Annotated in this window: 14 protein-coding genes; all 14 read right to left on the bottom strand. The window is 60.5% G+C overall.

Features of this window, described 5'->3' with window-relative positions; all coding sequences use genetic code 11:
* Positions 1–761: NADH-quinone oxidoreductase subunit N (locus JNL55_RS05475; protein WP_293850410.1), on the bottom strand; the 761-nt coding region annotated here is incomplete at its 3' end.
* 29 nt (positions 762–790) lie between these two features.
* On the bottom strand, positions 791–2,326 hold the full coding sequence (locus JNL55_RS05470; RefSeq protein WP_293850408.1) for an NADH-quinone oxidoreductase subunit M: 1,536 nt from the start codon (positions 2,324–2,326) through the stop codon (positions 791–793).
* 19 nt (positions 2,327–2,345) lie between these two features.
* A complete protein-coding gene (nuoL, locus tag JNL55_RS05465) occupies positions 2,346–4,508 on the bottom strand; it encodes an NADH-quinone oxidoreductase subunit L (RefSeq protein WP_293850406.1) in 2,163 nt (720 codons plus the stop codon).
* 18 nt (positions 4,509–4,526) lie between these two features.
* Positions 4,527–4,832, bottom strand: coding sequence for an NADH-quinone oxidoreductase subunit NuoK (gene nuoK / locus JNL55_RS05460; RefSeq protein WP_293850404.1), 306 nt, complete (start codon positions 4,830–4,832; stop codon positions 4,527–4,529).
* On the bottom strand, positions 4,829–5,452 hold the full coding sequence (locus JNL55_RS05455) for an NADH-quinone oxidoreductase subunit J (RefSeq protein ID WP_293850402.1): 624 nt from the start codon (positions 5,450–5,452) through the stop codon (positions 4,829–4,831). Before JNL55_RS05455 ends, nuoK begins: the two co-directional genes overlap by 4 nt.
* Before the next feature lie 2 nt (positions 5,453–5,454).
* Positions 5,455–5,946: an NADH-quinone oxidoreductase subunit NuoI gene (gene nuoI, locus JNL55_RS05450; RefSeq protein ID WP_293850400.1), complete on the bottom strand. Its 492-nt coding sequence runs from the start codon at positions 5,944–5,946 to the stop codon at positions 5,455–5,457.
* 20 nt (positions 5,947–5,966) lie between these two features.
* On the bottom strand, positions 5,967–6,986 hold the full coding sequence (gene nuoH, locus JNL55_RS05445) for an NADH-quinone oxidoreductase subunit NuoH (RefSeq protein WP_415923013.1): 1,020 nt from the start codon (positions 6,984–6,986) through the stop codon (positions 5,967–5,969).
* A 38-nt stretch (positions 6,987–7,024) separates the two neighbouring features.
* Positions 7,025–9,205, bottom strand: coding sequence for an NADH-quinone oxidoreductase subunit NuoG (gene nuoG / locus JNL55_RS05440; RefSeq protein WP_293850394.1), 2,181 nt, complete (start codon positions 9,203–9,205; stop codon positions 7,025–7,027).
* A gap of 12 nt (positions 9,206–9,217) precedes the next feature.
* Positions 9,218–10,564, bottom strand: coding sequence for an NADH-quinone oxidoreductase subunit NuoF (gene nuoF, locus JNL55_RS05435; RefSeq protein WP_293850392.1), 1,347 nt, complete (start codon positions 10,562–10,564; stop codon positions 9,218–9,220).
* Positions 10,565–10,598: 34 nt separating this feature from the next.
* Entirely contained in the window at positions 10,599–11,135 is a 537-nt protein-coding gene (gene nuoE, locus JNL55_RS05430) for an NADH-quinone oxidoreductase subunit NuoE (RefSeq protein ID WP_293850389.1), read from the bottom strand.
* The gene (locus JNL55_RS05425) at positions 11,132–12,385 is read right to left on the bottom strand and encodes an NADH-quinone oxidoreductase subunit D (protein ID WP_293850386.1); all 1,254 of its coding nucleotides are present in this window, start codon (positions 12,383–12,385) and stop codon (positions 11,132–11,134) included. The genes nuoE and JNL55_RS05425 overlap by 4 nt, the downstream gene beginning before the upstream one ends.
* A gap of 2 nt (positions 12,386–12,387) precedes the next feature.
* Positions 12,388–13,095: an NADH-quinone oxidoreductase subunit C gene (locus JNL55_RS05420; RefSeq protein WP_293850383.1), complete on the bottom strand. Its 708-nt coding sequence runs from the start codon at positions 13,093–13,095 to the stop codon at positions 12,388–12,390.
* A 53-nt stretch (positions 13,096–13,148) separates the two neighbouring features.
* The gene (locus tag JNL55_RS05415; protein WP_203167283.1) at positions 13,149–13,652 is read right to left on the bottom strand and encodes a NuoB/complex I 20 kDa subunit family protein; all 504 of its coding nucleotides are present in this window, start codon (positions 13,650–13,652) and stop codon (positions 13,149–13,151) included.
* Positions 13,643–13,906 (bottom strand): NADH-quinone oxidoreductase subunit A (gene ndhC, locus JNL55_RS05410; RefSeq protein WP_293850377.1); only part of this gene is annotated, 264 nt, incomplete at its 5' end. The genes ndhC and JNL55_RS05415, both read right to left, overlap by 10 nt.

The raw sequence follows: 13,906 nt of genomic DNA, 5'->3' as shown, positions 1-13,906 counted from the left end.
GCGATCTTCGGAGCGGAGCCGATGAACAAAGTCACCGGCGTCGGTGCGCCGTGATAAACGTCGGGCACCCACATGTGGAACGGTACCGCGCCGAATTTGAAGGCGATGCCGACGATCACGAACGCCAGACCGAAGATCAGTCCGATGTTGGACGGACCGACTTCGCGAACGCCAATCGCCAGCTCGTCCAGCTGCAGCGTGCCGGTCAAGCCGTACAGAATCGAGAAGCCGTACAGTAGCGTGCCCGAGGCAATCGCACCGAGCACGAAGTACTTCATCGCAGACTCGGCAGCGACGCCGGAATCGCGATCGAACGCCACCAGCGCGTACAGCGACAGCGACAACAGCTCGACGCCCAGGTACACGGTCAACAAGCTGCCGGCCGACACCATCACCATCACGCCGAGCAACGCCAACAGCGCCAGGACGAAGTACTCGCCGCGGAACAACCCGTGACGCTGCAAGTACTCGCGTGAGTACAGCAACGAAACAGCGACCGTGCCGTACGAGAACAGCTTGAGCACGTCGCCCATGGGATCGGCGACGAACATGCCGTCGAACGCGACCACGCGGCTGTCCACCGCATAGTTGACGGTGACGAAGGCGCTGCCGGCCAAGGTCAGCAACGTCAGTGCATAAGTGACCCAGCGCTTGCTGTCGCTGAGGAACACATCGATCAGCAGGATCACGCAGATCGCTGTCAGCAGGAAAATTTCCGCCGCCGCGGCCTGCATACCAAAGTTTGTTACTACTGCTTCCATCACTCAGCTCAAATTCGATGTGTGTGAGTTCAGAGCTTGGACACGGTGATCTGCTGCACCAGGTTCTCGACCGTCGGACGCATCACGTCCAACAGCGGAGCCGGCCACAATCCCAAGCCGAGCACGGCCACCGCCAGTACGCCGAGCACCAGCAGCTCACGGCCATTCACGTCCGTCAGTTCGGCGACGTGATGATTGGCCACAGGACCGAACACGACGCGCTTGACCAGCCACAAGGTGTAAGCGGCGCCCAGGATCAGCGTCAGACCGGCCAGGAATGCGTACCAGAAGTCAGCGCGGAAGCTGGCGAGAATCACCAGGAACTCGCCGACGAAGCCGGAGGTCGCGGGCAAGCCGGAATTGGCCATCGCGAACAACACCATGAACGCCGCGAAGATGGGCATGGTGTTGACGACGCCGCCGTACGCGCTGATCTCGCGACTATGAACGCGGTCGTACAGCACGCCGACGCAGAAGAACATCGCGCCGGAAATCAGACCGTGCGAAATCATCTGCACCATCGCTCCATCGATGCCCATCGCTGCGCCAGTCGTGTCACCGGAATTCACGCGCATCAACTCGAACGTCAGGAACGAGCCGAGCGTGACGAAGCCCATATGCGCGATCGATGAATACGCGATCAGCTTCTTCATGTCCTGCTGAACCAGCGCGACGAAGCCGATGTACACCACCCCGATCAGCGACAGCGAAATCACCAACCAGTCGAGCGTGTCGCTGGCGTCCGGCGTAATCGGCAAAGAGAAGCGCAGGAAGCCGTAGCCGCCCATCTTCAACATGATGGCCGCCAGGATCACCGAACCGCCGGTGGGCGCTTCCACGTGCGCGTCCGGCAACCAGGTGTGAACCGGCCACATCGGCACCTTCACTGCGAACGCTGCGAGGAACGCGACGAAGATGAACAGCTGTTCGTTCAAGCCCAACGGCAGGCGCTGGAAGTCGGCGATGGCGTAACTGCACTGCCCTGCATCGCAGGTCTGCAGGTACATGTAGATCAGCGACACCAGCATGAACACCGAGCCGAGGAACGTGTACAGGAAGAACTTGATGGTCGCGTACACGCGGCGCGGTCCGCCCCAGATACCGATGATGATGAACATCGGGATCAGCATCGCTTCCCACAGCACGTAGAACAGCAACGCATCGAGCGAGGCGAACACGCCGATCATCAAACCTTCGAGGATCAAAAACGCGGCGTAGTACTGCGCCGGCTTCTTCTCGATCACGGTCCAACCGGCGATCACCACCAGCGGCGTGATGAACGTCGTCAACACGATCAGCGGCATCGCAAAGCCGTCCACGCCGAGCGCGTAGTACGAATTGAACAGCGGGATCCAGTTGCGCTCTTCGACGAACTGCATCGCGGCCGTGGTGGTATCGAACCCCGACCACAGCAAGGTCGAAATGCCGAAGGTCACCGCAGTGGTGATGAGCGCCACCCAGCGACCGAGCCCGATGGCTTTGTCGCCGAGCAGAATCATGGCTACACCGCCGGCAATCGGCAGCCACATCAAAACGCTGAGAATGGGCCAGGTAATCGTCGACATATCTGGTTCTTACTTTGTATTACCGCAGCACATACCACGCCAGCAGCACCGACAATCCGATGATCATCGCGAACGCGTAGTGATACAGATAGCCGGACTGAAGGCGGCGCAGGACTCCTGACAACCAGCCGACCGCGCGCGCCGAACCGTTGACCGCGGCGCCATCGATGATCGCCACGTCGCCCACTCGCCATAGCGCGGTGCCGAGGACCACACTGCCCTTCGCGAACACGGCCTGGTAGATCTCGTCGAAATAGAACTTCTTGGCGAACAGCTGGTACAGCACCGAGAACTTGCTGGCGATCACGGCAGGCAGATCCGGACGCTTCACGTACAGGAACCAGGCCAGTGCCCAACCAGCGAATGCCAGGTACACCGGCGGCTGCTTCATCGCGTGCACGATGAACAGCAGCGGACCGTGCCACTCTTCGCCGATATGGCCGAGCACGTTGTGTTCTTCGCTGACGAACAACACGCCGTTGAAGTAATCGCCGAACAGCATCGGGCCGATGGTCACGGCGCCGATGAACAGCGACGGAATGGCCAACAGGATCAGAGGCAACGTGACAACCCACGGGCTCTCGTGCGGCTCGACCGGGCCGTGATGGCCGTGCGCATGATCGTCATGCCCTGCCTTGGCGTGATCGTCATGACCCGTGCCATGAGCAGCAGCAGTGTTTCCATGATCGTCGTGGCCGTGACCAGCAGCGGCATGATGATCGTCGTGGCCATGACCGGCATGGGCGACGGCCGCAGCCGGAGCGGCGTGATCGTCATGAGTGCCGTGCGCAGCACCGTCATGCGACACCTCACGGAAACGCTCCGGTCCATGGAACGTCATGAACACCAACCGGAAGCTATAGAACGCCGTGATGAACACGCCGAGGAACACGCACCAGTACGCGTAGGTCGCGCCCGGAATGGTCGAGGCATGCACTGCTTCGATCAACGCGTCCTTGGAGAAGAAGCCGGACGTGCCAGGGAAGCCGATCAGCGCCAACGTGCCGATGGCTGACGTCCAATACGTGATAGGCATGTACTTCTTCAGGCCGCCCATCTTTCGCATGTCCTGCTCGTGGTGCATGCCGATGATCACCGAGCCGGCCGCCAAGAACAGCAGCGCCTTGAAGAAGGCATGCGTCATCAAGTGGAACAGCGCGCCGGCGTAAGCGGACACACCGAGCGCCACAGTCATGTAGCCGAGCTGCGAAAGCGTCGAGTACGCAACCACTCGCTTGATGTCGTTGTTCACCAGGCCGAGCAAGCCCATGAAGAACGCAGTGGTCGCACCGATGACCAGCACCGTCGACAGCGCCGTCTCAGACAGTTCGAACAGCGGCGACATACGCGCCACCATGAAGATACCCGCGGTCACCATGGTCGCGGCGTGGATCAGTGCCGAGATCGGCGTCGGACCTTCCATCGAGTCCGGCAACCACACGTGCAGCGGCACCTGCGCCGACTTGCCCATGGCGCCGATGAACAAGCAGATACAAACGACCGTGATCGCCTGCCACTCCACGCCCGGGAGGATTTCCATGGTGTTGGCGACGATGGCGTCACGCGCGTTGAACACGGTCGCGTAGTCCAGCGAGCCGGTGTAGTACGCGACACCCGCGATACCCAGCACGAAGCCAAAGTCGCCGACGCGGTTCACCAGGAACGCTTTCATGTTGGCGAAGATCGCCGACGGGCGCGTGTACCAGAAGCCGATCAGTAGGTACGACACCACACCCACCGCTTCCCAGCCGAAGAACAGCTGCAGGAAGTTGTTCGACATCACCAGCATGAGCATGGAGAACGTGAACAAGGAGATGTAGGCGAAGAACCGTTGATAGCCCGGGTCTTCCTTCATGTAGCCGATGGTGTAGACGTGCACGCACAGCGACACGAAGGTCACCACCGTCATCATCATGGCGCTGAGGTTATCGACCAGGAAGCCGACTTCCATGCGGATGCCGTCACTCACCAGCCAGGTGTAGACGGTTTGATTCACGGCCGGGGCGCCGTCCAGCACCAGCAGCTTCAGCACATAGGCCGACAAGCCGAACGCGATACCCACGCCGGCGATGGTCACGGTATGCGCACCGGCACGACCGATGACCTTACCGGCAAGGCCGGCGAGGATGGCCGCGAACAGCGGAGCGAGAACGATGGTCAGGAGTACGGATTGCGAGATCATTTCTTATTGATCCGGGGCCTAGCCTTTCATCGTGTCGAGCTGTTCGACGTTGATGCTCTTACGCTCGCGGAACAACACCACCAGGATGGCGAGACCGATGGCGGACTCGGCGGCCGCGACCGTAAGAATGAAAAACACGAACACCTGCCCGCCCAGATCGCCGAGCTGGCGAGCGAACGCGACGAAGTTGAAGTTCACTGCCAGCAGCATCAACTCGATGCACATCAGCAGCAGAATTACGTTCTTCCGGTTCAGGAAGATGCCGGCCACGGCCAGTGCGAACAGGATGCCGGCCAGCATCAAGACGAAGTTGAGGGAAATCATGACTGCTTCTCCCCGCCGTCGATCACAGGAGGCATCTTCACCACACGGACGCGGTCACGAGCACGCACCGACACCTGCGCCGACACGTCCTGTTGTTTCAGGCCGGTGCGACGACGCATGGTCAGCACGATGGCGGCCACGATGGCCAGCAGCAGGATCACTGCCGCCAGTTCGAACGGATACAGATATTTGGTGTACAGCAGCTCGCCGAGTGCGGCGGTGTTGCTATAGCCCTCTTCCACCGCCACTTGAGCCACCGGCGTGACTTCGGTGCCGAGGCTCTTCACGTACACCACGCTGCCGATTTCGGCGACCACGATCAGTGCGATCAGAATGCCCAGCGGCGCATAGCGCGTGAAGCCTTCGCGAACCTGCGCAACGTTGATGTCGAGCATCATCACCACGAACAGGAACAACACCATCACGGCGCCGACGTAGACCAGCACCAGCACGATGGCCAGGAACTCCGCTTCCAGCAGCATCCACAGGATGGCGCTGTTGAAGAACGAGAACACCAGGAACAACGCCGCATGCACCGGGTTGCGAGCGGTGATGACGCCGATGGCCGAAACCAGCAGCACACCGGAGAACGCGTAGAACAGGATTTCAGTAATGGACATGACTAGCGGTATCTCGCGTCGGCAGCTTTGTCGGCCGCGATCATGGCTTCGTAGCGATCGCCGATGGCCAGCAGCTTGTCCTTGGTCATGATGTTCTCGCCGGCGTTTTCCATGTGGTACTCATGGATGCGCGTTTCGACGATGGCATCCACTGGGCAAGCCTCTTCGCAGAAGCCGCAGAAGATGCACTTGAACAGGTCGATGTCGTAGCGCGTGGTGCGGCGAGTGCCGTCAGCGGCGACGTCGGACTCGATGGTGATCGCCAGCGCCGGGCACACCGCTTCGCACAGCTTGCAGGCGATGCAGCGCTCGGTGCCGTTGGCATAACGACGCTGCGCATGCAGGCCGCGATAACGAGGCGATTGCGGCGTCTTCTCTTCCGGGTATTGCACCGTGATGTTGGGACGCGCGACGAACTGGCGCATGGTGACGTACAGACCGACCAATAGCTCGCTCAGGAAGAACGTCTTGAAAAAACTCGCAGGCGTTTTCATGGCTATCTCTTGCTAGCGCCTTACTTGGACCAGGGCCCGATGTCGTAGGCGAAGAACACGCCCAACACCGCCAGCCACACCAACGTCACCGGGATGAACACTTTCCAACCCAGACGCATGATCTGGTCGTAGCGATACCGCGGGAACGTGGCACGGAACCACAGGTAACAGAACAGGAAGAACGACAGCTTCAGGAACAACCAGTGGAAGCCCGGCGCGGTCAGGAAGGCTGGCAGCGGATAACCTTCGAACGGCGACAACCAGCCACCGAAGAAGAAGATCGCGGTCAGCGCCGAAATCAGGATCATGTTCACGTACTCGGCGACGAAGAACACGGCGAACGCCATGCCCGAGTACTCGACGTGGAAACCGGCGACGATTTCCGATTCGCCTTCCACCACGTCGAACGGCGCGCGGTTGGTTTCGGCCACGCCCGAGATGAAATAGACCACGAACAGCGGAATCATCCACCAGAAGAAGTAGCTGAAGTAACCGCCCGCCTGCTTGTCGATGATGTCGCCGAGGTTCAACGAACCCGCCGCCATCACCACACCGACCAGCGCGAAGCCCATGGCGATTTCATAGGCGACCATCTGCGCAGCCGCACGCATGGCACCCAAGAACGCGTACTTCGAGTTGGTCGCCCAACCCGCCAGGATCACGCCGTACACGCCAGCCGAGCTCAGCGCCAACAGATATAACAAGCCGGCATTGATGTCGGCGACCGTAAAGCCCGGCCACAGTGGCACCACGGCCCAAGCCGCCAGCGCCGGAATCACCGCCAGCAACGGCGCGATGATGAACAGGAACTTGTTCGACGACGAAGGAATGACGATTTCCTTCAGCATCAGCTTCAACACGTCGGCGAACGGCTGCAACAAGCCGCCGGGGCCGACGCGGTTCGGACCGATACGCGCCTGGATCGAGCCGATCACGCGACGCTCGGCGAGCGTCAGGAACGCCATGGTCAGAATCACGCTGATGAACAGGATCAACGCCACCACGCCGTAGAAAACCACGGCGCGAATCCATTCCGGCAGGAACGGCAGCAGTGTGTTTACAAACTCAGGAACGCCGCTCACGCGTCTTTTCCTTTCAGGGTTTCGCGACCTTCACGCGTGTTCTGTAGCGCCGAGGAACGACGCACCATCGCATCGACCTGATAGATCGGCACGTCACGCACCGCCGGAGCACCGGCCGATTTGGCTTGCAGCGTGCGCGTCGTAGCCTTCGCGGTGAACGCACCGGCATCAGCGACAGCTGTGCGAATGTCCGCGGTGACCTGATCGGGCGCGGTGTATTCGAAGCCAGGCAGATTGAGCAGGTTGCCCAACACGCGCAGCACCTTCCAACCCGGTCGCGACTCGCCCACCGGCGACGCTGCGCCAGGCACGGTCTGCCAGCGGCCTTCGAGATTCACATACGTGCCCGCCGTTTCGGCGAATGTGCCGATCGGCAACACCACATCGGCGAACTGAGCGGCAGTCGAGTACGGCGACAATGCGACCACGAACTCCGCGCCTTCCAATGCAGCGCTGACGTTCTCAGCGGCAATGTCGAGCTTCGGCTCGATGGCACCGAACACGATGTAAGCCTTGAGCTTGGCCGCGAACATGTCGGCGGCGTTCAAGCCCGGCGAAGAAACATTCTGACCACCGACCGAACGGCTCGGCAGGAAGCCCACCAGGTGTGCGCCGACGGCGTTGCCGCCTTCAGGCAAGTAGCCAAGCGTCGCGCCAGTGACTTCGGCGAGCGCCGTTGCCACCAGACGCAGATCGGCGAACGCCGGATCGCGCTGAGCAATCGCGCCCAAGAGAATCACACGACGCTCGCCTTCGCTCAGCTGCTGAGCAATGGCTTTGTGAGAGTCGTTCGGCTGCGCTTGACCGACCAGCGAAGCAATCGACGCCGGTGCGCTCTTGCCGCTCGCGCTGATAGCAGCCGCGGCGACAGCCACCAGATGATCGAACGAGCCGATGCCGTTCGACGCGAGGTAGCCCGCGACCGGGAACAGGTAGTCGTAACGCTCTGCGTTGATGAACGACACCTTACCGCCCTTCAACGCCGCCTTGCGAAGACGATGCGCCAGCAGCGGTACTTCCTTACGGATGTTCGAGCCGATCACCAGCACGCTGTTCGCCGACTCGAGGTCCTTGATGGACACGCCGAGCGACGGGAACAACGGATCGCTCGCTTCGTCACGGAAATCGGTGCGACGCAGACGATGATCCAGATTCTGACTGCCGAGGCCACGCGCGACACGCGACAACAGGAACAGCTCTTCCAACGTCGAGTTCGGCGACGCAATCGCGCCGATCTGATTGCCGCCATGCTGTTTAGCGATGCGGCCGAGTTTCTCGGCGACCTTCTGCAGCGCCGTTTCCCAATCGGTCTCTTGGAGCACGCCGTTTTCACGGATAGAAGGCTTCAACAGGCGATCTTCGCTGTAGATGCCTTGATAGCTGAAACGATCGCGGTCGGCGATCCAAGTCTCGTTCACGTCTTCGTTGGCACGCGGCACGATGCGCATCACGCGACCACGCAGCACGTGCGCGAAGATGTTGGTGCCCACGGAATCGTGCGGAGAGATCAACGGATGCTGGGTCATTTCCCAAGCACGCGCGCGATAACGGTACGGCTTGTTGTTCAACGCGCCGACCGGACACAGATCGATGATGTTGGCCGACAACTCGTGATCGACGCTCTTTTCGATGAACGTGCCGATCTCGGTCATTTCGCCGCGGCCCACGGTGCCCAATTCCTGGAAGCCCTGCACGTCTTGCGTGAAACGCACGCAGCGAGTGCAGTGAATGCAGCGGGTCATGTCGGTGGACACGAGCGGGCCGAGATTCTTGTCTTTGACGACGCGCTTGCGCTCGCTGTAGCGAGAAATGTCGCGACCGAAACCCATCGCCAGATCCTGCAACTCACATTCGCCGCCCTGATCGCAGATCGGGCAGTCGAGCGGATGATTGATCAGCAGGAACTCCATCACCGCGCGCTGGGCGGCAATGGCTTTGGGCGACTTGGTGAAAACCTTCATGCCTTCGGCGACTGGAGTCGCGCACGCCGGCATCGGCTTCGGCGCCTTCTCCACTTCCACCAGGCACATGCGGCAGTTGGCGGCGATCGGCAACTTCTCGTGGTAACAGAAACGCGGCACGTACACGTCGTTCGCGTCCGTCACCTGGATCACCATCTGACCCTTGCGCGCCTTCATAGGCACGCCGTTGACTTCAATGTTGACCTCGTCACTCATGTATCGGGTCTCTTAAGCAGCAGTCTTGTCAGCGGTGTGGTTGCGATCGCGTTCCACGATGCTGTGGCCGTGCTCGATCATGTATTCGAATTCGTGGCGGAAGTGCTTCATGAAGCTCTGCACCGGCCACGCCGCGGCATCGCCGAAGGCGCAAATGGTGTGGCCTTCGATCTTGTTGGCCACGTCCACCAACATATCCAGATCGGACTTCTTGCCCTGCCCGGCCAGCACTCGCTTCAGCAGCCGATTCATCCAACCGGTGCCTTCGCGGCACGGCGTGCACTGACCGCACGACTCGGCGTAATAGAAACGCGAGATGCGCTCGAGCGCCTTCACCATGCAGGTGGTCTCGTCCATCACGATCATCGAACCGGTGCCGAGACTCGAACCGGCTTTCTTCACGCCGTCGTAGTCCATGGTCGCGGTCATCATCACGTCGCCGGGCACAACCGGGACCGACACACCGCCAGGGATCACCGCTTTCAACTTACGACCACCGCGAATGCCGCCGCAGATCTCGATCAGATCCTTGAACGGAATGCCCAGCGGCAGCTCGATGTTCTGTGGCTTGTTCACGTGGCCGGAGATCGAGAAGATCATGGTGCCGCCGGCGTTCGGCACGCCCAGATCGGTGAACCACTTCGGGCCCTTGCGCAGAATGGTCGGTACCGACGCATAGCTCTGCGTGTTGTTGATCGTGGTCGGCTTGCCGTACAGACCGAAGTTCGCGGGGAACGGCGGTTTGAAACGCGGACGGCCTTGCTTGCCTTCCAACGATTCCAGCAACGCGGTTTCTTCGCCGCAGATGTACGCGCCAGCACCGACGAACGCATATAGATCGAAATCCGCGCCCGAGCCCAGCAGGTTCTTGCCGAGCAAACCGGCAGCGTAAGCTTCTTTCAACGCTTCTTCGAAACGCGGCACGGGTTCATCGAGGAACTCGCCGCGGATGTAGTTGTAACCAACGGTGGCGCCCATGCAGTAGCCGCCGATGGCCATGCCTTCGATCAGCGCGTGCGGGTTGTAACGCAGGATGTCGCGATCGTGGCAGGTGCCTGGCTCGCTCTCGTCCGAGTTACAAACGACGTACTTCTGGCCCGCCGAATTACGCGGCATGAAGCTCCACTTCATACCCGTCGGGAAGCCGGCGCCGCCGCGGCCACGCAGACCGGAAGCTTTCACCTGTTCGATGATTTCTTCCTTCGGCGTCTTCTCGCGCAGGATCTTCTCCCACACTTCGTAGCCGCCGGTCTTCCGATAGGTTTCGAGCGACGACGGTTGTTCCATACCGAGCGTCGCGAAGCACACGAAGTTGCTCGCGTACTTGCCCAACAGCAGTTTGTTTGATTCGTCAGTCATGGTTGGCGATGGCTATGTGTATCGCGACCGTTGGTTACTTGTGCCGATCCAGAATCTCGTCGATCTTCTCGGGGGTGAGATTCTCGAAGTACACGTGGTCGACCATCATCATCGGCGCGTTGTTACACGCGGCCAGGCACTCTTCTTCCTTCTTGAGGAAGAAGCGGCCATCGGGCGTGCTCTCGCCCACTTTGATGCCGAGACGCTTCTCGACGTGCGACAGCATGTCTTCACCGCCGCACAACATGCAGGAGATGTTGGTGCACACGGAGATGCTGTGACGGCCGACCGGCTTGGTCTCGAACATCGAATAGAACGTAGCGACTTCGTACACCTGGATGGGCGGCAGGCCGATGTATTCGGCGACTGCGTCCATCGATTCTTTGGTGAGATAGCCACCAATGTCGTGCTGAACCGCACGCAGCGCGGCGATTACCGCCGAGCGCTTACGATCCGGCGGAAACTTGGTCAGCCAGTGATCGATCTCGTGGCGAGCATGCTCGGAGAGCACGCCTTTGTAGTCGCCGTTGGAGTGGCCACCAGAGTGGCTATGGTCGTGAGAGTCGCTCACCGGTCGATTTCCCCGAATACGATGTCCTGCGTGCCGATCACGGCGACCACGTCCGCCAGCAAGTGGCCCTTCACCATCTCTTCCAGCGAAGCCAGATGCGGGAAGCCCGGCGCGCGGCACTTCAAGCGATACGGTTTGTTGGCACCGTCGGACACCAGATAAATACCAAACTCGCCCTTGGGCGCTTCCACCGCGGCGTAAGTCTCGCCGGCAGGCACGCAGTAGCCTTCGGTGAACAGCTTGAAGTGATGAATCAGCGATTCCATGTCGCCTTTCATCTCTTCGCGCTTGGGCGCCGAGATCTTGTGATCGTTGAGCATCACCGGGCCGGGATTGGCGCGCAGCCAGTCGACGCACTGTTTGACGATGCGGTTGGACTGACGCATCTCTTCGATACGCACCAGATAGCGGTCGTAACAGTCGCCGTTCACGCCCACCGGAATGTCGAAGTCCATGCGGTCGTACACTTCGTACGGCTGCTTCTTACGCAGATCCCATTCGATGCCCGAGCCACGAATCATCGGACCGGTGAAGCCAAGCTGCAGAGCACGCTCAGGCGTCACGACGCCGATGTTCACGGTGCGTTGTTTCCAAATGCGGTTGTCGGTGAGCAGCGTTTCGTACTCGTCGACGTTGGCCGGGAAGCGCGCACAGAAGTCATCGATGAAGTCGAGCATGCTGCCGCGACGACGTTCGTTGAGACGATCCACGTCGGCCTGCGAACGCCACTTCGAGGGCTGATACTTCGGCATCGAGTCCGGCAGGTCCCGATACACGCCGCCCGGACGATAGTAAGTCGCGTGCATGCGCGTGCCCGACACTGCTTCGTAGCAGTCCATCAGGTCTTCGCGCTCACGGAACGCATACAAGAACACCGTCATCGCACCGATATCCAGACCGTGCGCGCCGAGCCACATCAAATGATTCAGGATGCGAGTGATCTCATCGAACATCACGCGGATGTATTGAGCGCGCTCCGGCACTTTGACGCCGAGCAGCTTCTCGATGGCCATCACGTACGCGTGCTCGTTGCACATCATCGACACGTAGTCGAGACGATCCATGTAGCCGATGGATTGATTGAACGGCTTGGACTCGGCCAGCTTCTCGGTGCCCCGATGCAACAGTCCGATGTGCGGGTCGGCCTTTTGAATGACCTCGCCTTCCATCTCCAGCACCAGGCGCAAAACGCCGTGCGCGGCCGGATGCTGCGGGCCGAAGTTCAGCGTGAAATTATGAATATCGGCCATGGTTACTTCTGAATCTCGGCGCCGACGGGGACTTCCTTCAGCACCTGGTCGTAACGATTGTCTTCGCGGATGACGCGCGGCACGAGCGTGCGTGGCTCGATGCTCACCGGCTGATACACGACGCGGCCCTTGGCGGTGTCGTACTTCACCTCGACGTTGCCGATCAGCGGGAAGTCCTTGCGGAACGGATGGCCGATGAAGCCATAGTCGGTGAGGATGCGGCGCAAGTCTGGATGATTGCGGAACATGATGCCGTACATGTCGAAAGCTTCACGCTCGAACCAGTTGGCACTGGCCCAGATGTCGACCACGGAATCGATCACCGGCGGCTCGCCTTCCGTAGTGAAGCTACGCAGACGCAGGCGCCAGTTGTTGGCAACCGAGAGCAGTTGATAAGTCACTGCGAAGCGCGCTTTCTTAGGCTCGATCGCACTATCGTCGATGCGATTCACGCCGCGGCTGAAACCAGTGTTAGTCGACGCGAGTGTGTTCCACTCCTCGCGGCCGTACTCGAGATAGTCCACGCCGGCCAGATCGACCAGCTGCTCGAAACCCAGCTCGGGGTTGTCGCGCAGTTCTTTGGTAACGGCGAGCAGATTCGCCGCATCGACTTCGAACGCAACTTCGTTGGGCAACGCCGGCAACGGCCGCAGCTCTTGAGCAAAGCGCGCCGTCAGTCGCGAGGCTAATGTCTCGGTACGTGAACTCATCCGGTTCTCGCTAAACCTAGGCTCGAATCAACGAGCATGAATACGATGCGCGTTCATCGCGCAATCGTGCTGGTGCGGCGGATCTTGTTCTGCAATTGCAGGATGCCGTACAGCAAAGCTTCGGCACTCGGCGGGCAGCCGGGCACGTACACATCGACCGGCACGATCCGGTCGCAGCCGCGCACTACCGCGTACGAGTAGTGGTAATAGCCGCCGCCATTGGCGCAGGAGCCCATCGAAATCACCCAGCGCGGCTCGGGCATCTGGTCATAGACCTTGCGCAGCGCCGGCGCCATTTTGTTCACCAGGGTGCCGGCCACGATCATCACGTCCGACTGACGCGGGCTCGGGCGGAACACCACGCCGAAACGATCGAGATCGTAACGAGCCGCGCCCGCGTGCATCATTTCGACGGCACAGCAAGCGAGACCGAAAGTCATCGGCCACATCGAACCGGTGCGGGCCCAGTTGACCAGCGAGTCGACCGTGGTCGTCATGAAGCCGCGTTGGGTTACCGCGGCATCCGGCGTTTCCGCCGTAGGAGCCGTCAATCCCATTCCAACGCTCCCTTCTTCCACTCGTACACGAAGCCCACCACCAGGATCAGCAGGAACACACCCATCGCCGCCAGGCCCACCATGCCGACGGCATCGAGTGCCACGGCCCACGGGAACAAGAAGGCGATTTCCAAATCGAACACGATGAACAGAATGGCCACGAGGTAATAGCGCACGTCGAATTTCATGCGCGTATCCGAATAGGCTTCGAAGCCGCACTCGTAGGCAGAGAGTTTTTCAGCGTCGGGTTTACG

The organism is Steroidobacter sp. (assembly GCF_016790065.1).
GTDB lineage: Bacteria > Pseudomonadota > Gammaproteobacteria > Steroidobacterales > Steroidobacteraceae > Steroidobacter.
Note: the sequence above shows the minus strand (reverse complement) of the source record. Positions and strands in the feature narration are given on the sequence as shown.